At 68.9% G+C, this 21,040-nt stretch carries 20 protein-coding genes and 2 pseudogenes; 13 read left to right on the top strand and 9 right to left on the bottom strand.

All coding sequences use genetic code 11. The annotated features are described in order from the left end of the window. Positions 1 to 795: an enoyl-CoA hydratase-related protein gene (locus ACFYXF_RS46645; RefSeq protein ID WP_389359474.1), complete on the bottom strand. Its 795-nt coding sequence runs from the start codon at positions 793 to 795 to the stop codon at positions 1 to 3. Positions 796 to 971: 176 nt separating this feature from the next. Here ACFYXF_RS46645 and ACFYXF_RS46640 point away from each other — a divergent pair. After that, a pseudogene (locus tag ACFYXF_RS46640) lies at positions 972 to 1,742 on the top strand (IS5 family transposase); the annotation flags it as partial. A gap of 162 nt (positions 1,743 to 1,904) precedes the next feature. Here ACFYXF_RS46640 and ACFYXF_RS46635 read toward each other — a convergent pair. Further along, complete coding sequence (locus ACFYXF_RS46635; RefSeq protein WP_389359472.1) at positions 1,905 to 2,642, bottom strand: hypothetical protein; 738 nt, start codon at positions 2,640 to 2,642, stop codon at positions 1,905 to 1,907. 116 nt (positions 2,643 to 2,758) lie between these two features. Here ACFYXF_RS46635 and ACFYXF_RS46630 point away from each other — a divergent pair, with 116 nt between their 5' ends. The 4 genes and pseudogenes from ACFYXF_RS46630 to ACFYXF_RS46615 all read left to right on the top strand — a co-directional run bounded on the left by ACFYXF_RS46630 (position 2,759) and on the right by ACFYXF_RS46615 (position 7,137). Then, positions 2,759 to 3,907, top strand: coding sequence for an oxygenase MpaB family protein (locus ACFYXF_RS46630; RefSeq protein WP_389359470.1), 1,149 nt, complete (start codon positions 2,759 to 2,761; stop codon positions 3,905 to 3,907). Positions 3,908 to 4,584: 677 nt separating this feature from the next. Then, entirely contained in the window at positions 4,585 to 5,136 is a 552-nt protein-coding gene (locus ACFYXF_RS46625) for a S1 RNA-binding domain-containing protein (RefSeq protein WP_389359468.1), read from the top strand. A 37-nt stretch (positions 5,137 to 5,173) separates the two neighbouring features. Then, positions 5,174 to 5,704: pseudogene (locus ACFYXF_RS46620) on the top strand (hypothetical protein); the annotation flags it as partial. Positions 5,705 to 6,399: 695 nt separating this feature from the next. Beyond that, positions 6,400 to 7,137, top strand: coding sequence for a hypothetical protein (locus ACFYXF_RS46615; RefSeq protein WP_389359466.1), 738 nt, complete (start codon positions 6,400 to 6,402; stop codon positions 7,135 to 7,137). On the opposite strand, the gene ACFYXF_RS46610 is transcribed toward ACFYXF_RS46615, so the two are convergent. Beyond that, the gene (locus tag ACFYXF_RS46610; RefSeq protein ID WP_389359464.1) at positions 7,050 to 7,745 is read right to left on the bottom strand and encodes an NAD(P)H-binding protein; all 696 of its coding nucleotides are present in this window, start codon (positions 7,743 to 7,745) and stop codon (positions 7,050 to 7,052) included. The two genes, ACFYXF_RS46615 and ACFYXF_RS46610, sit on opposite strands and share 88 nt — an antisense overlap. Before the next feature lie 166 nt (positions 7,746 to 7,911). Beyond that, positions 7,912 to 8,646 carry an SDR family oxidoreductase gene (locus ACFYXF_RS46605; RefSeq protein WP_389359462.1) on the bottom strand — a complete coding sequence of 245 codons (735 nt, stop codon included), beginning with the start codon at positions 8,644 to 8,646 and terminating at the stop codon, positions 7,912 to 7,914. A gap of 189 nt (positions 8,647 to 8,835) precedes the next feature. Between ACFYXF_RS46605 and ACFYXF_RS46600 the strand changes: the two genes are divergently transcribed. Together ACFYXF_RS46600 and ACFYXF_RS46595 are read left to right on the top strand one after the other, a co-directional pair. Further along, positions 8,836 to 9,702: a helix-turn-helix transcriptional regulator gene (locus tag ACFYXF_RS46600; protein WP_389359460.1), complete on the top strand. Its 867-nt coding sequence runs from the start codon at positions 8,836 to 8,838 to the stop codon at positions 9,700 to 9,702. A gap of 300 nt (positions 9,703 to 10,002) precedes the next feature. Beyond that, positions 10,003 to 10,224, top strand: a complete 222-nt coding sequence (locus ACFYXF_RS46595) for a hypothetical protein (RefSeq protein WP_389359458.1) — start codon at positions 10,003 to 10,005, stop codon at positions 10,222 to 10,224. Positions 10,225 to 10,542: 318 nt separating this feature from the next. Here ACFYXF_RS46595 and ACFYXF_RS46590 read toward each other — a convergent pair whose 3' ends face one another. The 3 genes from ACFYXF_RS46590 to ACFYXF_RS46580 all read right to left on the bottom strand — a co-directional run bounded on the left by ACFYXF_RS46590 (position 10,543) and on the right by ACFYXF_RS46580 (position 13,026). Beyond that, positions 10,543 to 11,163 (bottom strand): flavodoxin, encoded by a 621-nt coding sequence (locus tag ACFYXF_RS46590; protein ID WP_389359456.1) that lies wholly within the window; start codon positions 11,161 to 11,163, stop codon positions 10,543 to 10,545. A gap of 92 nt (positions 11,164 to 11,255) precedes the next feature. Next, on the bottom strand, positions 11,256 to 12,080 hold the full coding sequence (locus ACFYXF_RS46585) for an SDR family oxidoreductase (RefSeq protein ID WP_389359454.1): 825 nt from the start codon (positions 12,078 to 12,080) through the stop codon (positions 11,256 to 11,258). Between the two features lie 94 nt (positions 12,081 to 12,174). After that, complete coding sequence (locus ACFYXF_RS46580) at positions 12,175 to 13,026, bottom strand: aldo/keto reductase (RefSeq protein ID WP_389359452.1); 852 nt, start codon at positions 13,024 to 13,026, stop codon at positions 12,175 to 12,177. A gap of 152 nt (positions 13,027 to 13,178) precedes the next feature. On the opposite strand from ACFYXF_RS46580, the gene ACFYXF_RS46575 reads away from it, so the two are divergent. The 3 genes from ACFYXF_RS46575 to ACFYXF_RS46565 all read left to right on the top strand — a co-directional run bounded on the left by ACFYXF_RS46575 (position 13,179) and on the right by ACFYXF_RS46565 (position 16,531). After that, a complete protein-coding gene (locus ACFYXF_RS46575; RefSeq protein WP_389359450.1) occupies positions 13,179 to 14,099 on the top strand; it encodes a helix-turn-helix transcriptional regulator in 921 nt (306 codons plus the stop codon). Between the two features lie 360 nt (positions 14,100 to 14,459). After that, a complete protein-coding gene (locus ACFYXF_RS46570; protein WP_389359448.1) occupies positions 14,460 to 15,443 on the top strand; it encodes an aldo/keto reductase in 984 nt (327 codons plus the stop codon). A 110-nt stretch (positions 15,444 to 15,553) separates the two neighbouring features. Continuing rightward, on the top strand, positions 15,554 to 16,531 hold the full coding sequence (locus ACFYXF_RS46565; RefSeq protein WP_389359446.1) for an aldo/keto reductase: 978 nt from the start codon (positions 15,554 to 15,556) through the stop codon (positions 16,529 to 16,531). A gap of 104 nt (positions 16,532 to 16,635) precedes the next feature. Here the strand turns inward: ACFYXF_RS46565 and ACFYXF_RS46560 are convergent, their stop codons facing one another. Both ACFYXF_RS46560 and ACFYXF_RS46555 read right to left on the bottom strand, forming a co-directional pair. Continuing rightward, positions 16,636 to 17,568, bottom strand: coding sequence for a helix-turn-helix transcriptional regulator (locus ACFYXF_RS46560; protein WP_389359444.1), 933 nt, complete (start codon positions 17,566 to 17,568; stop codon positions 16,636 to 16,638). A 72-nt stretch (positions 17,569 to 17,640) separates the two neighbouring features. Then, complete coding sequence (locus ACFYXF_RS46555; RefSeq protein WP_389359442.1) at positions 17,641 to 18,048, bottom strand: winged helix-turn-helix transcriptional regulator; 408 nt, start codon at positions 18,046 to 18,048, stop codon at positions 17,641 to 17,643. Between the two features lie 116 nt (positions 18,049 to 18,164). On the opposite strand from ACFYXF_RS46555, the gene ACFYXF_RS46550 reads away from it, so the two are divergent. From ACFYXF_RS46550 to ACFYXF_RS46540, 3 genes are all read left to right on the top strand, one after another. After that, a complete protein-coding gene (locus ACFYXF_RS46550) occupies positions 18,165 to 18,803 on the top strand; it encodes an NAD(P)-dependent oxidoreductase (protein ID WP_389359440.1) in 639 nt (212 codons plus the stop codon). Positions 18,804 to 18,853: 50 nt separating this feature from the next. Next, positions 18,854 to 19,600, top strand: a complete 747-nt coding sequence (locus tag ACFYXF_RS46545; protein ID WP_389359438.1) for an NADPH-dependent F420 reductase — start codon at positions 18,854 to 18,856, stop codon at positions 19,598 to 19,600. A 353-nt stretch (positions 19,601 to 19,953) separates the two neighbouring features. After that, positions 19,954 to 20,973, top strand: coding sequence for a hypothetical protein (locus ACFYXF_RS46540; protein ID WP_389359436.1), 1,020 nt, complete (start codon positions 19,954 to 19,956; stop codon positions 20,971 to 20,973). Positions 20,974 to 21,040 lie beyond the last annotated feature (67 nt).

Here is a 21,040-nt window from a genome sequence, read left to right as displayed (position 1 = left end):
TCAGTTGCCGCGGTAGGCGGCGAAGTCGGGCTTGCGCTTCTCGGCGAAGGCCGTGATGCCCTCCTGGGCCTCGGCGGACTCGCCGAACAGCTTCAGGTGTGAGTAGGCCATCTGCCCGACACTGGCGAACTGCTCGGTGTCGGTGTTGAACGACTGCTTGAGCATCTTCAGCGCGGTGGGTGAGAGCGCCAGGATCTCGTCAGCCCAGGTCCGCACCTCGGCGTGCAGTTCGGCGGCCGGGACGACCTTGTTGACCAGGCCCCAGCTCTCGCACTGCGCGGCGCTGTAACGGCGGCACAGGAACCAGATCTCCCGGGCTCGCTTCTCGCCGACTACCCGCGCGAGGTAACCGGTGCCGAACCCTGCGTCGTAGGAACCGACCCGTGGCCCGTTCTGTCCGAAGACCGCGGTCTCCGAGGCGATCGTGAGGTCGCAGAGCACGTGCAGCACGTGTCCGCCGCCGATGGCGAACCCGTTCACCGCGGCGATCACCGGCTTGGGCACGTCGCGGATGACATGGTGCAGCGTGTCGATCTCGAACAGCCCGGAGTCGGACGGGCCGTAGTCGCCGGTCTCTGCCCGCTGCTTCTGGTCACCACCGGTGCAGAACGCCTTCTCGCCGGCGCCGGTGAGGCAGATGACGCCGACCTCGCTGCTCCCCCAGGCCTTCTTGAACGCCTTGACGAGCTCGTCCACGGTCCGCGCCCGGAAGGAGTTGTACCGCTCGGGCCGGTTGATCGTGATCCACGCCAGGCCGTTGTCGACCTTGTACGTCACGTCGGTGAACTCGTCCATTGACTCAGTGGTCCTTTCGTCATCGGAAGAACAGCGCGAGGGCGGCACCCTGGCGACCGCCGATGACCCGAATGTAGGTCTGTGAACGATCGTTATCAAGGCGGTCGCCAACGGTGACCAGGGATTTCCCCCTTAGGGGAGAGTCGACCTGCCTCCTTTTTGGGGGTCGAGGCAAACTGTGGTCGCTCATCGAGCCGTTGCTGCCCCAGCCAGGTCCGAAGCTGGTGGAGGGGCGGCCTCGGCTTCCCGACCGGCAGGCCTTGTGCCGGATCCTCTTCGTGCTGCACACCGGCATCCAGTGGGATACCTGCCCCAGGAGCTGGGCTTCGGTTCCGGCATGACCTGCTGGCGGCGTCTGGCCGCGTGGAACGAGGCCGGGGTCTGGGACGCACTGCACCTGGTGCTGCTGAAGAAGCTGCGGGCGGCGAAGAAGCTGGACTGGTCGCGGGCGGTGATCGACTCCTCCCTCCCATGTGCGGGCGGCCCGGCGGGGCCCAAGAGCGGGTCCAGTCCGGTCGACCGCGCACGTCCGGGCAGCAAGCACCACGTCCTCACCGACGTCCAGGGCGTTCCGCTCGCGGTGTCGCTGACGGGCGGAAACCGCAACGACGTCACGCAGTTGTTGCCCCTGCTGGACAAGGTCCCGGCGATGTCCCGCGTCGTCGGCCGGCCCAGACGTCGCCCCGACGTGTTGCTCGCCGACCGGGGCTACGACCACGACAAGTACCGCCGCCTGCTCTGGGCCCGTGGCATTCGCCCGAGTCATCGCCGAACGAGGCCAACCCCACGGCTTCGGCCTGGGCGTTTTCCGGTACGTGGTCGAACGCACCATCGCCTGGCTGCACGGCTTCCGCCGCTTGCGGATCCGCTGGGAACGACGCGACGACATCTACGAAGCCTTCCTCGGCCTCGTCACCTGCCTGATCACCCACCGACACGTCCAACGCCTTTGTCAGGGCCTCTTGGGCTCAACACCAGGTCACGGTGGAAACGATGGCACGCCGGGGCGTGTCCCCAGACCGCGGCGACAGCGACCCGCGCGACGACGTAGAGCGTCGGGCTGGGAACCCGGGTGTCGATGGTCGTCGACGAAGGCGAATAGGGCGCGGTCAGGCCTGAGAGGGCCTTACGGTTGCCTCTGAACCGTGCGTAGGGTCGGCGGCTTCGCCGTGCGGGAGGACTGCCTCGACGCCGCGCAGGAAGATCTCGACGCTCAGGTCGAACTGGCTGCGGTCGTAGGTGTCGATGCCGCGGTCGACGATCCGGGCGAGGTGCTCGAATGCCCCGCGGTCGCGTCCTTCGACGGTTTCGCGGGTCAGTCGTGGTCGGAGGCGTTCGCCGCTGTGTGCGACGTAGAGGGCGTCGCGGGCGTAGGCCCAGCAGAGGTTGGTCAGCAGGGCGAGGCAGCGCACCGTGCCCTCGTCGTCGAAGCCTGCTTCGGTCATCCGTTTCGCGACGGCTTCGGCCGGTTCAATGAACTGGATGTAGAGCGAGTCGTCCGGCATGAGGTGTTCGGCGAGGGCGTCCGCGGCGATCAGGCGGTCGGTGAAGGCGGCCGCGTAGATGCGGCACGCCTGCTGCCAGGAGGCGTCCAGGGGGATCTCGACGCCTGGTGAGCCCTTGGAGAAGGTGTCGAGCGCCAGGAGCTTCAGCAGGGATTCCCGGTCGCTGACGTGGTGGTTGACCGCCTTGCGGTCGACTCCGAGCTTGTCGGCCACGGCCTGCATGGTCAGTGTGCGGGTGTCCAGGGAACGGGCCGCCTCGATGATGCGCTCCAGGTCGATGCCCGCCCGTCGTCCGCGTCCCCTCCGGCCGCCGGTCGCCGGTGTCCGTTCTGTGACGTTCACGGCTTCTGCCTCTCATGCCTCATGGGGGTTGACGCGGCGCACACCCGAGCATAGCTTGCTGGCAGCTTCAATTCCCGGGCGGGAATTAAAGTGGGAGCCGAACGAAGGAGTTCGTAATGAGCAATGTCGCCGCAGGTCACGGCACCAAGCCGGCCAAAATCAAGATCACCAGGGAAGATCTCCTCGGCACGGAGCAGCGCTGGCGGCGCTTCGGCGAGCCGACCCCGGCAGGCGGGTCGCTCCACGAGGACGGCACCCCCGACTACGGTCTCTTCGGTCCCGGAAGCGTCGCCTGGGAGGTCCTCCTCCACCCGGCCACCGTCGTCTTCCTGAACGCCGCCCAGAGCGCGGTGCAGACGAAGGGCTACAACCCGATCAACGCGGGCCTGCGCGACCGCGACCCGATGGCCCGCAAGGCGCGGGAGGGCACGCTCACCATGCTGGACGTGTTCGACCGGCTGTCGCGCAACTCGGGCATGCACGCGCCCATGTGGCTCGGCGACACGAAGACCGCCAAGCTGATGGCCAAGCACCTCCACGCCATCCACAAGAAGGTGGCCGGTGATGTCATCGACATCGCGCGTCCCGAGCTCGGCGGCTATGCGGCGAGCGAGCCGCGCGACGCCATGTGGGCCGCGCTGACGGAGATGCACCCCATGCTTCGCGTCTACGAGGCGTTCGCCTTCCGCGACGGGAGGAAGCCGCACCGCCTCTCCCCGGAGCAGCGCGACCAGTTCATCGCCGAGACGGCGGCTTACCTGCGGCTCGTCGGCGCGCCCGAGGAGGACATCCCCACCTCGATGGCCGAACTGGGAGCCCTCTACGAGAAGTACGCGGAACTCTTCGAACCCAGCCGGACGGTCAACCTCGCTCCCGGAACGGGCGAGGACTGGTTCGAACTCGTGATGCAGACGGTGAAGCAGAACTTCCACATCTCACACCTGCGCGCGGCCATCCCGTACGTCTTGCAGACCACGGCGATCGAACTCCCCATCATGGGCGCGCTGCCGGCCAGGACGCGCCACTCGATGGGCCTCAGCCCGCGCAGGAGCAAGCGCGCCGCCCGCGCGGCGAAGCTTTTCCTGCCGATCGCCTGGCTGATGCAGCAGGGCCCCTACGAGCGCTACATCCTGCGCCGCATGTGGGGGCCGGACAGCATCCGCCTGCTCGAATCCGCCCGCCGCCTCCACGAGCAGACACTGGCGCAGCGCGCCATGAGCCAGTTGACCGGTGGCCCGACGAACGGGTCCGCGCCCGCCGCGTGACACATAGAGGGCCCCACTCCGTGCCGAGTGCGCGGGGTCGAAAAGCTGGACCCGCTGGATGACTGCCGACCGCCTGAGATCCTGATGATCAGAAGGGTGGATTCTCACTGGGAGGGGGACGTGACGTGTCTGTCCCATGGGCGCTGTTGATGTCCACTGCGGGCGGCGTGGCGGCTACCGTAGTCGGCGTCATCGCGGGCGGTGTCGTCGGGCGGCTCAGCCAGAACCGGCAGTGGTTGTAGGAATCCCGGACTGTGGCGTACGAGAAGTTTCTGCAGGCGTTCGGAGCCGTGGAGATGGAGCTGCGCCATGCCTTCCTCGACAAGCGAGAACCGGCGGTCGTCTGGGAGCCGTTCAACGCGGCGCTGCACTCGCTGTCCTTGGTGGCCAGTCCCGAGACCGCTACTGCGGCCGATTCACCGAGGTCTGTACGAGGCGCATCTGAAGTTCGTCAACGCGGCCCGACGCTCCCTCGATCCGTCGCAGGAGCATGTCGGCCGGGCGCTGGGCAGCCCGTCGTCGTGGCACGGGTCGAGTCCTATGCCCGAAGCGATCAGCCCGCGGACTGACAGGACGACTCCCGATGCGCTGGGCGCGCGGAGCGGCGGGGGCCCGGCCGTCGCGCCCCGCGATTCGGCGCACGTCCAGGAGCCGCCGTCCCTTGCCATGATCGGCACATGAGCGAGTACTCCTGGCCTTCTGAGAACGGCAGGTGCACGGCGGCCGGTGCCGCGACGGCCTGGCCCGAGACGGTTCGCTCTCTGCCTGTCGGTACCTCGATCGCCGGTGAGGTCGTCGGTAGACAGCCCTTCGGCGTCTTCCTCACCATTGACGGCCACCCTGAGGCGGTTGGCCTGGCCAGAGTCGACAGGATGCCCAGGTGCATGGAACTGCCGACCGTGGGACAGCACATCGTCGGCGAGGTGGTCTGGCATGCCGAGCACAATCACCAGGTGGGTATCGGCCTGCGGGAGTGGAGGGAGCACGAGGACCTGCTCCCTCGTTTCGTGGAGCGTATCGGTCAAGTCGTCGCCGGACGTGTCACGAAGATCGCACCGATCGGATACTTCGTGCGCATCGCCGACTGCGTCGAAGGGCTCGTTCCGCTCACCGAGCCGGTCGCGGACCTTGCCAAAAGGGTCCGCGAGGGCCAGGACGCATCGGTGCGGATCGTCGCCATCGACCCCGAAGGACGCCGTGTTGTCCTGGCGGCGGAGGACATCGCCTAGGACCTGCCCAGGCCCGTCGTACGCGGAGCCAGACGATCAAGGCGGCGACGGTATCGCACTTAGGGACACGGGTGGGGCGGACAGCGAGCCGGAGTTCGTGACGTACCCGGGTGGCAGGACCGCTGCCTGATCGACCTGGCTCCGTCCGGGCACCAGTTCATGACCGTGGACCACGGGCAGGCGGACGTCGCCTTTCACGACCATCCCAACGGGGACGCGCTCTTCACCCTCCCCGTCGAAGCCTTCGGGTACGACCCGGAGGAGTCCTTCGTGGAATGGAGCGGCGGCTACCTGACCGAGGAACACGGCCATCGTCGCCCTGGGCGGTGAGAGTCAGGACGAGGAGGAGTGGTTCCGCTACCACCTGGTCGACGTACGCACGGGCACCCTCAGCGGTGTGTTCACCGTCGAGGCGAGCAACCCGTACGAGCTGGTGCCCCTGAGCGACGGTTCCTGGCTCACCGGCGGCCCCGGCGGCGACCCCGTCCGTTGGTCCAGCTCTCCGCACCCGTTGGTACCGCCGCACCCGGCCGTACCAACCTCTCCGTACGAGAGGCAGCAACCGTGACGGCAGACCCCCGAGTGCCAGTGATTCCTCGGGCGCCTGAAGGCTTGAGTCGGCGAGCTCGGTCTTCGTCGAGGGACACGGGATGCGTGTTCCACACCGCGATCTCAAGCCCTGTCGGGAGGCATGGCTCAAGCACGGGATTCCGGATGCCGAGATCGACCGGGCTGTCGCCTTTCAAAAGCTCTGGGGCGGTCTCGCCCTGCCCCCGGCCCCCGAATATGAGGGCGGCCCGCGCGTTCTGGAAGCCGATGCCCCCGAGGGCTCGGCCGCGAACGGATGGCGGTTCCCGGCCAGCGGCTGTCCGTCTCCATGGCCCACGGGTTCATGATCGGGCCAGGAGGTGAGTTCCTGAGACCCGCTCCTTCTCTGGCTCATCAACCACCCCGACCTGCGGCTCCTTCCGGCTGCCGAAGTGCCTGGGCTGCCGGCACCGGTCTCACGGCAGCCGAGGACACTGGCCGACCTGACCGAGGACCAGCTGGAGCGGGCCCGGCTGCGGGCTGCGCATGTGCTGGAGGCCGAGACGGGGTTCCGGGAGGGGCACCCGGCTCGGGCCCTGCCCGGAGAGCCTCGCCGGCTTACGACCCGGACCGCACGACGCTGACCCAGCGGCGGCACGCGAAGGCGGCGGAGATGAAGGCGATGCCCCGTCCAGAGGCAGTCCGGCTCGGTCTGCAGCACCTCAGTTTCCGGACGTGGAGCGTCTGTCGGGACTCGCGGGCGACAGTCTTCTGCTGGCCTGCGCGGACGGACGCTGGACCCGGCGACGCAGTGGCCATCGCAGCGTCACCGAGGAGGTCCGTGAGGCGATCTTCGCGGTCAAGGCTGAGTGCGGGGAACGCGCCCGCCTGAGTCTGGCCGCCAGGCACCGGTTGATGAACCAGTACATGCGCGAGCGTTTTCCGGCGTTTCCGGCCGAGAAGATGCCTTCCCGTTGGACGTTCGCGGACGTCCGGAAGGAGTGGTTCGGCCCCGGAGGCGCCCGGCCACGCTACGGACGGACGGCGCAGGCCGCCGCGGAGGCCGGTGTCTCGGGCCGGATGGTGGTCCACCGCCCGGGCCAGGTCCTGGTGCTGGACTCGGCCCCGATTCCGGTGAAGCTGCGCGAGACCGTGTTCGGCGACGCGGTCACAGCGACCCTGACCCTCGCGCTCGACCACTACACGCACGGGCTGCCGGCCTTCCGGCTCACGCTGCAAGTCCGACACCTCGGTCGACATCGCGATGCTGCTGCGGGACGTGATGCTGCCGCTTCCCTTGGCATGTCGCGCAGATTCGTGGGCAGGCAGGTCGTGACCCTGTCAGTGCGCTTCCTCCGAGATGCGCCCCCACGCGTGGCCATTCGTCACTGCCCCGGCACCGTACCGGCCTCAGCAGGGGCACCGAGCCGGTTGATGTCTCGGCTGGAGAGCACCTTGCAACCGTCGCCCTGAAGTGCCACGACGGCGATCATCGCGCGCCCCAAGTGCTCGGTCGTCGTCACATACCCGGGTGCCAGCCTGCGCAGCAGCGGAGAGAGCCACGAGGTGAGGCGATAGAGCCGACGGTAAGCAGGCGTCTTGGACACGATGCCGCCCCGCGGCTGGATGTACCCGGGCCGGAACATGTAGGCGTGGAACGGCATCGCCAGAAGCTCGTTCTCCGTGCGGCCCTTGACCCTGGCCCACGTGGAACGGCCCGCCTCCGTGCTGTCGGTCCCCTCGCCGGAGACGTAGGTGAAGGTCAGGCCGGGGTTGTGAGCGCCGACAGCACGGGCGGCGGCGAGGGTGTAGTCGTGCGTGATCCGCGTGTACTCCTCCTCACTCAGGCCGGCCGCCGAGACGCCGAGGCAGAAGAAGCAGGCGTCGAAACCCTCCAGCTCCCCCTCGATGGCCGTGAAGTCGGTGAAGTCCCCGTGGATGACCTGCCGGACCTTGGCATGGTGTTCAGCCGACGCCGTTCGTCCGACGAGCAGAATCTCCTCGATGTCGCGGTCCGCGACGCACGCGTGAACCACCCCCTGCCCCACCATGCCCGTTGCTCCGAAGACGACCACGCGCATTGCTGCTCCCGAGGATTGAATGAGACCGTATGGCCGCCGAGATGATGGCCTGCTCGGCTGTGCTGCCACTGTTGGTGGCCGGGAACCTGGCGCCTGGGGCCAGTTCCACAAGGGTGTGCTTGATGCCTGCGGGCAAGTGTCGGCCGCCTCCGGCGCGGCTGGGTGGTCAGAGGGCCTGGTCTGCGGGGCGGAGCAGGATCTCGTTGATGGCCAGGTGCCGGGGACGCTGGAGAGCGAAGGTGATGACCTCGGCGATGTCCTCGGCGCTGACCGTGGCGACGTCATAGGCCTGCTGAACGCCCTGCCGGGTTGCCTCATGAGTGATGTGGCCGGGCAGTTCGGTGTCGACTACGCCGGGCTCGATCAGGGTGACGCGGACATCGGGCAGCAGTTCCTGACGCAGCGACTCCGACCAGCCGTTGACACCCCACTTGGAGGCCGAGTAGACACCGCTGCCCGGCCCCGCGACGCGGCCCGCGACGGAAGAGATGTTGATCAGGTCTCCGCCGCCGTCCTTGATCTGGTCAAGGAACACCTCGGTGGCCGTGATCGCGCCGAGCAGGTTGACCTCGATCATCTTGCGGTAGTCGTCACTCTGCTCGGCGGAGAACGGGCCGAGCAGCATGACGCCGACGTTGTTCACCAGCACGTCCGTGCCGCCGAACTCCTGCTTGACCCGGTCCGCCGCCGCGACGAGCGCGTCGCGGTCGGTGACGTCGGCGGAGATCGCGATCGCACCGTCGCCGAGCTCGTCGGCGAGGGCCTTGATGCGGTCGGTGCGGCGGGCGAGAAGCGCGACCCGGTAGCCCGCGGCGTGGAGGGACCGGGCGGTCGCGGCACCGATGCCGGAAGAAGCTCCCGTGATGACGGCGACGCGTCCCTGCTGGCGGTTCTGGCTCATCGTGTTCAGTCCTTCGTGGTGACGTTGTGTGGTCGGCCACCTCGGGTGGCCGACGTGCGGCGATCCGAATGGTCCGGATCACCTCGATGTAGCCATTGCAGCACCGGCCCAGCAGGGGCGCGAGGGACGGCTTATACGTGTACTGGCAGTCACTCCTACAAATGCCGACCGGGTCGTAGCGTGGATGCCATGGACAATCAGGCCGAGGTGCGTGACTTCCTGCGCACACGACGTGACCGGATCACCCCCGAGCAGGCGGGGATCGTCGGGGGCGGCCGTCGCCGCCTGCCGGGCCTGCGCCGCGAGGAAGTCGCCATGCTGGCAGGGATGAGCAGCGACTACTACGCGAAGATGGAACGCGGCAACCTCGCGGGGGTCTCTCCTGAAGTGCTCAACGCCCTGGCCCGGGCGCTCCGCCTCGACGACACGGAAACCGAGCACCTGCACGACCTCGCCCAGGCCGCGAACCCCTCCCCGAACCGCCGCCGCTCCCGCCCCACACCCTCGACCATCCGCCCCTCGCTCCAGCGATTCCTCGACGCGCTCACCGGGGCACCGGCATGGGTCGTCAACCAGCGGGCCGACATCATCGCCCTGAACCCCCTGGGCCGAGCCCTGCTCGCCCCGCTGCTCGACGACCCGGACGCCCAGAACAACAACGCACGGTTCATCTTCCTCAGCCCCGCCGCGCGCACCTTCTACCCGCGGTGGGAGCACGCGGCGGACACCACCGCCGCGGCCCTGCGCACAGCGGCAGGCCGCAACCCGCGCGACACGCACCTGACCGACCTCATCGGTGAGCTCGTGACCCGCAGTGACGCCTTCAGCAGCCGCTGGTCGGCCCATGATGTCCGTCTCCACAACAGCGGCACCAAGCGCATCCGCCATCCCGACGTCGGCGACCTCGAATTCATCTACGAGGCCGTCAACCTGCCCGACTACCCTGGATGGACGATGTTCGCCTACACAAGCGCCGCCGGATCCCCGACCGAGCAACGGATCCAGATTCTCGGCAGCCTCGCCGCCACGGCATCAGCCTCAGCGCCCGACAACTGAGACGGCACGTCCCACAGCATCGCCGCGGCCCACTCCGAACGTGTCCGTTCCAAGAGCCTTCCTGGTCTGCGCCAAGCAAATGGCGATCCGCCTATCGCCCGGCATCGGGGCATCTCGAAGAACACAGTGAAGCGGGAACGCGGCGCGCCTATGACCGACATTCCGCGACGGCAGTAGGCCGACGCTCTCGCCACCGAACTGGCCTACCCTGCCGCCTTGTTGGTGCGGTGGATCGTGCAGGGATAACGCCAACTGGTCCCAACGCCCCGCCCTTTACCGACAATGTGACCACGGTCGGGGGTGTTCGCGCAGCACCGCCCCGAAGCCGAGCGGACCGTTGAGCACGAGGCCGTCGAAGATCTCCGCGAGTTCCTCTCCAGCTTCCCGGACCCGTCGCAGAAACGCATGGTGTACACCCTCCTGGCCGACGGCATGGACAGCGCCCGGCGACCACACCACGCCGCGAAGGCACAGGCCCTGCTCAACGGGCACGCCGCGATGGATCCGGCAGGCGCGTCGTGAAGAAGGCAGCCGATATCGGACTCGACCTCGCGGATGTGATGGTCCGATGAGAGCGTCAGTGTGGCGGTGGCTGCTCTCGCCGTGGACGAGTTGGCGTGCATGGCGGCGGGCGCGGGCCAGTCGGGGCAACCTCTCATTCGACACGGCCTGGCGGCGTATACGACTGGAGCGGCGCCCGGACGATATGCCCGATCAACAGCACGGCCATCTCCCAGCAGACAGCAGTGTCGACGATTCTGCTGCCCGCCGAAGGTGAGGTCCGGGCGACAGCGACCGATGGTGTGGGCCAGCCACCGGTCGCCGCTTGGCTCGAACGGGTCAGCCCCGGAGAGCACCGATGCGCCGCAGCCACGACTGGACCTCAGCATCGGCATTCCGTACTTCCTCGCCGCGTACCGCGAGTCCTTCCCCGATGGTCGCGCCCTGGCAGATCTTCTCGTAGTCACGTTCGGTCGTGCCCAGGCCGCTCATCGCGTGCGTCGTGACCGGGTGGACCGTCTTGCCACGGAAGTCGTACCTCTCGGCGAAGGCCGACATGATCATGGGGGCGCGGACGTTCCAGATGGGGCTGGCGAGGAGCACCACGTCGTAACGGTCGATCCCTGACAGGGGGTTGGCGATGACCGGCCGCGCATCGGCGTTCTGCTCGCGGACGTTGCGGGCGACCGTCTCGTCGTAGTCGTCGGAGTAGGGGTCGGCGGCTTCGATGCGGTGCACGTCGCACTCGATGTGCTCACCGATCATGCGGGCGAGGACTTCCGTGTTTCCGGTCTTGAGGTCGGTGCGCCCGCCGTTGAAGTAGTTCTCGCCCGGCCGGGAGAAGTAGGCCAGCAGGACCCGCTTCCCGGACGAGGGCGTCGCGGGGGAACGCTCGCCGGCCTCCGGCGCCGCCTCGCCCGACTGCGACGTGGAACAGCTTGTGACCTGGACACCGGTCATGATGGTGGCTCCTCCCAGAAGTACACCGCGGAGGAGCGTGCGTCGCCCTCGCACGGCAGGTTCGTCCCTCCCACTGTCGAATCCGCCAACTGTCATCCGCCGGTTCCACGAAGGGAACGGACGGCAGCGAGATCCGCGCGCACTGCCTGCGGTTCGGCCTCGACGAGAAGGTCGGACGGGTCCAATACGCCGTCCACGGAGCTGGATTCGTCGGTCTTCAGGCCACCGAAGAGCTCCGCCCAGTCGGACGGCTCCTCCCCCTCGGTGGCGATGAGCTCGAACGTCTTGCCCAACGCGGTGGTCGTCAGCAGGCTTCGGACGAGCGTCTCGGCGATCTGATCGCGTGCGACCCCGCCGTCGGCCGTGCCGCCCTGCTCCAGGACGAGGCGCCGCTGCGTCGGGCCCGCGTGGTCGAACCAGCCGGGCCGGACAATCGTGTACGGCAGGCCGCTGGCCCGCAGGAGGCGCTCGGAGCGCCGCTTCCAGGGGGTGGCGCCGGGGATGTCGCTGCGGGTCGCGTAGATGGAGGTCATCAGCGCCACGCGCGGCCTGGCGCCGTCCAGTGCCTGCAGGATGTTCAGTACGCCGCCGTAGTCGACGTGTGCACGGGCGTCCGCGCGGGAGTCCCCGCCGGAGCCGTGGGTGAGGACGAGGGCGTCGGCTCCGCCGACCGCGTTCCGCAGGGAGGCGGGATCCTCCAGGTCGCCCCGCACCAGTTCGACGCCGGGGAGCAATTCCTGGGCCCGTCGCACGTCACGCACCAACGCCCGCGGACGCAGACCGTGCCGTTGTACGGCCTCCACCGCGAGCCGTCCGATGCTGCCGGTCGCGCCGACCATGAGTACGTCGGTGATGTGCTGCTTCTGGGACATGGTGAGGTCCTGGTCCGTGAGGTGGGTGCCGTCCGAGGACGTCAAGGAGCTGGCCCTCCCGGGCGGGTGCTTGGGGCTGTACGGGAGGAGTACTCGCGCGAGGCTTTGTTCTTGTGCGGTGGCGCTGCTGGCTGTCGGCTCAGGTGTCCAGGCGGCGGGCGCTGAGCCAGGCGACCATCGCCGGGTCGTGGTGGTCGAAGAACAGTGAGCCGCCGGTGTCCAGGGCGGCGACGGCCGTCATCTGGTCTTCGGTGAGTTCGAAGTCGAAGATGTCGATGTTCTCCGCCATCCGGTCGGCGCGGACCGACTTGGGGATCGCGACGACGCCGCGCTGGGTCAGCCAGCGCAGCACGACCTGGGCCACGGACTTGCCGTGCTTCTCGCCGATCTCGCTCAGGACCGGGTTGGTGAAGAGGTCGTTCTTGCCCTCGGCGAACCCGCCCCACGACTGGATCTGCACCCCGTGCTCGCGCATCAGCTCCTGATCGGCGGTGCGCTGGAAGAAGGGGTGGGTCTCGATCTGGTTGACCGCGGGGGTGATCTCGTTGTTGAGGGTGAGGTCGAGGAGGCGGTCGGGGTAGAAGTTGGCGACGCCGATCGCCCTGGTGAGGCCCTGACGGTTCAGGTCCTCCATGGCACGCCACTGGCCGTACACGTCACCGTAGGGCTGGTGCATCAGGTAGAGGTCGATGTGGTCGAGGCCGAGCTTGGTCAGGGAGCTCTCGAAGGCGCGCTTCGTGTTCTCCTGCGCGGGCGCGTCCTGGACCCACAGCTTGGTCGTGACGAACAGTTCCTCGCGCGGGATGCCGCTGTTCTTGATGGCGTGACCGACGGCTTCCTCGTTGCCGTACGCGGCGGCCGTGTCCAGCAGCCGGTAACCGGCGGCCAGGGCGTCGGTGACGGCCCGCTCGGTCTGCTCCGCCGGGATCTGGAAGACGCCGAAACCGAGGATCGGCATCTCGACGCCGTTGTTGAGGGTGACGGTCTGCATGGGGGTGTTCCTTGCCTGTCGCGGGTTCTTCGAGCATCCCGCCTCTCCGGCCCGGGTGGCAGGTCGAGCTGTGCCGGGGAGCAGCATTCGGGGTAATGACAGGGCCCCCCACGCGCCTGCCACCCAGGTCAGCGCGGTGTGACACTGGCGCTATGGCATCCGAGGAGAGCACGGACAGGGGCAGCGGCGGAGAGCTGGGCCGGTTCCTGCGTGCGCGTCGCACCCAGACCAGCCCTGGTCAGGTCGGGCTCACCGTCGGCACCGGGCTGCGCCGTACGCCCGGTCTGCGCCGCGAGGAGCTGGCCACGCTCTCCGGGATCAGCATCGACTACTACGTCCGTCTGGAGCGCGGCAAGGAGACCCGCCCCAGCCCCGCCGTGCTCGACGCCCTCGCCCGCGCCCTGCAACTGGACGAGGCCGAGCACCAGCACCTGCGCGACCTCGCCACCAGAGCCGCGCGGTACGCCCCGGAGCCTCCGCCGCCGCCCAGCCGTACCGTGCGCCCCCACCTCAAACTGGTCCTGGAGACACTGCGGCCGAGCCCCGCCTACGTCATCGGCCGCAGCATGGACCTGCTCGCCTGGAACCCCGGCGGCCTCGCCCTGTTCGCGGGCATCGCCGACTGGCCCGCCACCCAGCGCAACGTCGCCCGCTATCTCTTCCTCCACCCCACCGCACGCACCCTCTTCCCCGACTGGGACCACCAGGTCCGCGGCTGCGTCGCCCGGCTGCGCACCCAGTCGGGCATCGACCCCGACGCCCCCGACCTCACCCACCTGGTGGGCGAACTCCTCCTCAAGAGCCCCGACTTCGCCAAGCTGTGGGACCGCTACGACGTCGTCGGCCGCAAGAAGACCCAGAAGACGTTCCACCACCCCCAGGTCGGCGTCCTCACCCTCAGCGGCCAGAGCATGCACCTCGAAGACACCCCCGGCCAACGCCTCGGCGTCTACACCGCCGAACCCGGCACCCCCGACCACGACGCCATGCTCCTGCTCGACCTGACAGCACCGCAGCAGCCGGCCGCGCGTACGGAGGCGACGGCCGAACAGCCACGACGTCCACGATCCTGACCGACACACCTTCCAGCCCTCTGGACCGGTGGCCGAGGGTGATCCCGCCAGGACGGGGGGAAGATCTTGCGGCCCGCAGGCAGGCGCCCTTGAGGCGCGTTGCCCGGACGGCCACCCGGCGATGGACACCGAAGACGGCCGATTTCCGCGCCAAGCATGCGGAAGCGCGGGATCACAGAATCCAGGTCGCTTCGTGATCCCCGGTGGCAGGCGCGTAGCAGACCGAGCAGCCCAACGAACCTCGCCCCCGCGACCGGCGACAGCCACGCCGAGGCCGGCATGCGCCTCCTTGAATGCTGACCAGGCCGCAACGCCACACCACGGCCCTGAAGGGCCCACACTCCGAGAAAGGGCACAACCGTGGAATACACCCGTCTGGGAACGTCCGGACTGAAGGTCAGCCGTATCGCGCTGGGCTGCATGAGCTTCGGTGACCCGGCGAAACGGATGCCGTGGGTGCTCGACGACCACGAGGCCGAACCCATCTTCCGCCAGGCCGTCGAGCTGGGCGTCACCTTCTGGGACACCGCGAACATCTACGGCCTGGGCACGTCCGAAGAGATCGTCGGGCGGGCGCTGAAGAAGTACACCCAGCGCGACGACATCGTCCTGGCCACCAAGCTGTTCCAGCCGATGCACCAGGGCCCGGGCGGCGCGGGGCTATCTCGCAAGGCCGTCATGGAGCAGGTCGACGCCTCACTGCGCCGCCTGGGCACCGACTACATCGACCTGTACCAGATCCACCGCTTCGACCCCGAGACTCCGGTCGAGGAGACGATGGAGGCCTTGCACGACGTGGTCAAGGCCGGTAAGGCCCGCTACATCGGGGCCTCGTCGATGTGGGCGTGGCAGTTCGCCACGATGCAGCACACCGCGCAGACCCACGGCTGGACCCGGTTCGTGTCCATGCAGGACCAGTACAACCTGATCCACCGCGAGGAGGAGCGGGAGATGTTCGGCCTGCTCGCCGCCCAGGGCGTGGGCAGCATCCCCTGGAGCCCGCTGGCCGCGGGATGGGTGGCGCGTCCTTGGGGTGCCCAGTCCTCCACACGCCGTGGGAAGGACTATCCCGTCGCCGATCCCAAGGGCCGGCCGCTGTTCCTCGACAGCGACCAGGCCATCGTCGACACCGTGCAGAAGATCGCGGAGGCCCGCGGCGTGCCGATGGCGCAGGTCGCGATGGCCTGGGTCCTGAAGAACCCCGTCGTCTCGGCACCGATCGTGGGCGCCACCAAACCCCACCACCTGGCCGACGCCACCGCCGCACTCGACCTCCGGCTCACCGACGAGGAGATCCGCTCGCTGGAGGAGCCCTACGTGCCCCGCCTGCCCACCTGGTTCTGACGGGCCCCTTCACTGCCGTGTCCCCCGGCTATGCCCCTCACCGCCTGCTACCGCAGGCGGAGCACAATACGCAATAAGTCCGACAAATGCCAGAGAAACAGAGAACTGCCATGAAGCACATCAAGCTGGGAGACCTGGAGGTCTCCCGTATCGGTCTGGGCCTGGTATCGATGTCCGGCGCCTACACGGGAGCGGGCACGGACGACGCCGAGTCGATCCGTACCATTCACCGGGCCCTGGAGCTGGGCGTCACATTCCTCGACACCGCCGAGGTCTACGGCCCGTACATCAACGAGGAGCTCCTCGGCAGGGCGCTCAAGGGCCGCCGTGACCAGGCCGTGGTGGCGACGAAGTTCGGCATCGTCTCCCACAGCGGACGCCCGTCCGGGCAGCTCGACAGCAGCCCGGCCAGCATCCGGACCGCCGTCGAGGGCTCGCTCAAGCGTCTGGACACCGACTACATCGACCTGTACTACCAGCACCGCGTCGACCCGGACACACCCATCGAGGACACGGTCGGGACACTGGCCGAACTGGTCACCGAGGGCAAGGTCCGTCACATCGGGCTGTCCGAGGCCGGGCCGGAGACGATCCGCCGAGCCCACGCCGTACACCCCATCGCGGCCGTCGAGTCGGAGTACTCCCTGTGGACCCGGGACCCGGAGGCACAGGTACTGCCACTGCTGCGCGAGTTGAACATCGGCTTCGTGCCCTTCTCGCCCCTGGGACGCGGCTTCCTCACGGGAAAGATCCGCTCCACCGGCCACTTCGACGACACCGACCTGCGTACGAACATCCCGCGCTTCGCCGGCGACAACTTCCAGCACAACCTGCGCATCGTTGACGAGATCCAAGCCGTCGCCGCGGAAGCGGGTGCCACCCCGGCGCAGATCGCACTGGCCTGGCTGCTGACCCGGGGCGACAACATCGCCCCGATCCCCGGCACCAAGCGCGTCTCTCGCGTGGAGGAGAACACCGCCGCCGACGCCGTGGAACTGACCACCGAACAGATCGAGAAGCTCGACAACCTGCCCCCAGCCGTCGGCGACACCAACGACGAAGCCAACATGCGCATGATGGAGCGCTGACCTCAGGCCCCAGCGGTGACTGCACACTCGAGTTCCAGCACCTTGAGTGTGCACGGCCCCCCTCCCACGACCCGGTGCGGGCCGTGGGAGGGGGGCCGTGGCCGTCAGTCGTGCCGGTTGGCCGTGAAGGTGCCGGCGGGCGATCCGGTTCCGGTCCGGGGCTGGTCCATGTCGAGGAGCACCATCACGTCATACGTGGGAGTGCCTGGCTCGGCGTAGTAGAAAATCACGCGGTGACCGCCGGTGCCGTCCAGGTCGAGCGCTTGGAAGCCGAGCGTGAAGACGCCGAACTCCGGGTGGTGGAAGGTCTTCGTGCCGACGGTATGACCCTGGACGTCGTAGTGCTCCCACAACTCGGCGAAGTCCGGGCTCTTCTCACGTAGTTCAGCGACGAGGCGGCCGAGACCGGGGGTCTCGGGGTCGGTGCCGGTGAGTGCGCGCAGCCGGGCTACGCAGCCGCGGATCTGGTTCTCCCAGTCGTCCGGATACAGGACGCGGGCCCCCGGATGCAGGGCGAGCCACCGTACGACGTTGCGCTCCTCGGACGGGGTGTCGGCCATGCCGGGCAGCAGGCGCAGACCGCTGGGGTTGGCGGCGAGCAGTTCGTAGGTACGGCTGACGACGTGGGCGGGGTTGGGCCGGAGTGTCCGCAGGAGCAGTTCGACGCCCCGGTCCACGGTCGGACGCCGCACGGCGTGATCCGATCGCACAGCCTCGTCGCCGCCGCGGGCTGTGCAAGCGGCCAGGTCACGCAGATATGCGCGCTCCGTCTCGCCCAGACGCAGGGCGGAGGCCAGCGCCTCGACGACGGACGGACTGGGCCGGGTCTCCTTACCTCGTTCGAGGCGGGTGTAGTAGTCGATGCTCACCCCGGCGAGCGTGGCGATCTCCTCGCGGCGCAGGCCTGGCGTACGGCGCGGACCCGGACCAGTGGGCAGGCCGACGTCCGCGGGCAGGACCTGGGTTCGGCGGGCCCGCAGGAAGCAGCCCAGCTCACTGTCGGCACTTCGACCGCCGGTCTGCCGCTCGTGATCCATTTTTCCAGTGTGGCACCTGTGTGCGGTACGCGTGTGCGTGTGCGCGGACAACGGCCCGCAGAAGCCCCGCCCTCAGTCGGCCGTGTCCTCCGCGGGTGCCACCGAGCCGGTGGCGTTCGCGCGCTGGTGGGCGACGATGCCGGGCAGTTGCTCGTAGATCGCGTCGATCAGGTCGCAGACGCGCTCGGCGATCGGGCGGCCGAGAGCGGTGAGTTCGTAGTCGACCCGTCTGGCGACCGTGGGGTGCGGTGTGCGGGTGACGAGTCCGTCGTCCTCCAGTCGCTGGAGGGTCTGCCACAGCATCCGGTCGGACACCCCGGACACGTTGCGACGCACCTCGGCGAACCTCAGCGGGCCGTCAACCAGGGCGGCGAGAGTCAGGGCACCCCAGCGGCCCGTCGCGTGCTCCAGCACCTCCCGGGAGGTGCACTGCGGATCGAACACGCTCATCCCGGCCACCCGGTCGGTCCCTCGACTCATGTGCTCATGCTAAACGGGTCATGTACTTATTCCAAGTAAGTACTATACTTTCGTAAGCACATGCCGCAGTGAACCAACAGTGAGCCGCTGAGGCTCCCGATGAGAGAAGCCGTCCGATGAAATTCCTCCTCCTTGGCGCCACCGGTGCCACCGGCACCCTGTTCGCGGAGCGGGCCACCGTCGCCGGACACGAGGTGGTCGCCTTCGTCCGCGACACCTCCAAGGCCACCCCCGCCGACCGGCTGACCGTGGTCGAGGGGGACGTCCGCGACGCCCGCGCGCTCGCCGAGGCGATGCGCGGCACCGACGCGGTGGTCGGCACGCTCGGGCTCGGCAAGGCCAGGGACCCGGGCGACCTGATCGCGGACAGCACGCGCGCGCTGGTCCGGGCCGCCGAGGAGAGCGGCACCAAGCGCGTACTGATCATGTCGGCGTTCGGGGTCGGCGACTCCCTGGCCAAGGCCTCCGCGTTCGCCCGGCTCCTCTACAACTCGGGCGGCAGGGCCACGTTCGCCGACAAGGCCGCCGGGGAGCGGATCCTCACCGCCTCCGCCCTGGACTGGACGCTTGCCTACCCGGTGCTCCTGACCAACAAGCCCGCCACGGGCGACGTCCGCGCCATCGACCTGACCGCGCTCGACCGTCTGCCCGGCCTGCCCAGGATCTCCCGGGCCGACGTCGCCGCCTTCCTCCTGGAAGCCGCAGTCACCGGCTCATGGTCCCGGCGCACCGCCGTACTCACCACCGGCCGCTGACCACCCCGCCACTCCACGCCAACTCGCTCACCCCACAAGGAGATCCACCAGTGACCAAGACCCTCGGCCTCATCGGCGCCGGCAACATCGGCGGCGCGGTCGCCCGTCTCGCCGTAGCCGCCGGCCTGGATGTCGTACTGAGCAACTCACGCGGCCCCGAGACCCTCGCCGACCTCGTCGCCGAACTCGGCCCGCAGGCGCGCGCGGCCACCCCCGTCGAGGCGGCGCGGGCCGGTGACCTGGTAGTGGCGACCGTCCCGCTGAACAGCTATGCGCAGCTGCCCGCCACCGCCCTGGCCGGCAGGACCGTCATCGACACCATGAACTACTACCCTGAGCGCGACGGCCGGATCGCCGGCCTCGACACCGGTGGGCAGACCTCAAGCGCCCTGGTCCAGCGCCACCTTGCCGACTCCCAGGTGGTCAAGGCCTTCAACAACATCGACTTCGTACGTCTGTTCAGCTCCGCCCGCCCCTCCGGCGCCGCCGACCGCAGCGCCCTGCCCGTCGCCGGTGACGACGTGGCCGCCAAGACCCAGGTGACCGAACTGCTGGACGTCCTGGGCTACGACGCGGTGGACATCGGCACGCTCGCCGACAGCTGGCGCAGCGAGCCGGGCACCCTCGTGTACGTCCAGCCGTACCTGCCGACCCGGCCCGAGGGGCTGACGGACGAGGAGACGGGGCGCTGGTTCTTCGAGGTCCCGGGCGTCCCGGTGCCCGCGGGCAAGGTGCGGGAACTGACCGCCGACGCCATCCGGCGCTCCGCGGGCGACGCCCGCGCGACACTCGGCTAGGACCGTCCGATCCCGTCCGTTCGGCGCGTGGGGGGCTGTGCCACAACCCTGAACAGCGCTCCCCGGCACAGCCCGGCCTGTCACTCACCCGCCCGGGCCCCTAGCTTGGCATCGGGCCAATTAGCCACCCGCAACGCCTCGAACCGTTGGCGCCGGAACACATCGTGCTTGCTCGCGCGACGCCGACGCGGCGGCATCGCATTGAACGGGGCCGACTGACCGATCCCGCCGAGCTGCTCACCGTCGTGGGTGGCCGATACCGGAGCCGCTGCTCCTCCTCCAGTTCTGTCCGGCCCTCACTGAGGACTACCCAGGGCTGGGCGAGGGCACGGCCGCAAGAAGAAGAGAATGCGATGAACCACGGACGAATCCCCCCGAAGAAGCGGTCCGGACTCGCGGCGGTTGCCGTAACGTCGGCCGTGCTCGTCTCGGCGGCGGTAGCCCCGTACGCGTCCGCCGCGCCGGACCACACACGGTCGAAACCGGTCGTCACCCAGGTGAGGACAGTGTCCGCGTTCGACTTCGCCGTCGGTGACGCGCCGGAGAACGTCACCCTCAACCCGGACGGCTCGCTGACCGTCTCGATGCTGGGCGGTTCGGCGGGCAGACGGCCGGCGCTCGTGCGGGTCGACGCGTCCGGGCACCACCGTGCGGTGCTCGTCGCCGGGCAGCCGGGAGACATGATCACCGGCAACACACGCGGCCAAGACGGCACCGTCTACTACAACGTGTCCTCCAACGACGCCGCCCGGTCCGGGGTGTGGAAGCTGCCTCGGGGCGAAAGCCCCCGCCGTATCGCCGCCCTGCCCGCCGGTGCGCTTCCCAACGGCCTGGCCATCGACCCGGCCGGACGCACCCTGTATCTCGCCGAGAGCTTCCAGGGCGCCGTCTGGACCGTTCCGGTCACGGGCGGTACGGCCACCCGCTGGCTGTCTGATGCCAACCTCGCACCGGTCGAGTCCCCGTTGCCGCTGGGCGCGAACGGGCTCCGGTTCCACAAGGGTGCCGTGTGGGTCTCCAACTTCAGCAAGGGCACGCTGCTGCAGGTGCCGGTCACCGCCTCCGGCTCTGCGGGCCGGGTCCATGTCGTAGCGGACGGGGTCGTGGGCATCGACGACTTCAACTTCCTGAGCGGCCGGTCCGACGTGGTGTTCGCCGCGCTGAACAGCATCGACGAGGTCGCGGTGATCTACCCCAACGGCGCCAAGAGGACCGTACTGACCAGCGAGGACGGGCTTGCCTCACCGACCGCCACCGTCGTGCGCGGGCAGCGGCTGTACATCACCGACGGCGGGTTCGCCCAGTCCCGCGACGCGAAACTGCAGCAGGGGAAGATCAACTTCACGGCCCTGTTCGCCGACTCGGCGTCCTAGCCGATCACCCGGGATCCGCAGCGGCAAGCTCGCTCCGGATCCCGGGAAGGCCGTCAAGCCTGGACCT

This window comes from Streptomyces sp. NPDC002680, from assembly GCF_042889145.1.
GTDB lineage: Bacteria > Actinomycetota > Actinomycetes > Streptomycetales > Streptomycetaceae > Streptomyces > Streptomyces adonidis.
Note: the sequence above shows the minus strand (reverse complement) of the source record. Positions and strands in the feature narration are given on the sequence as shown.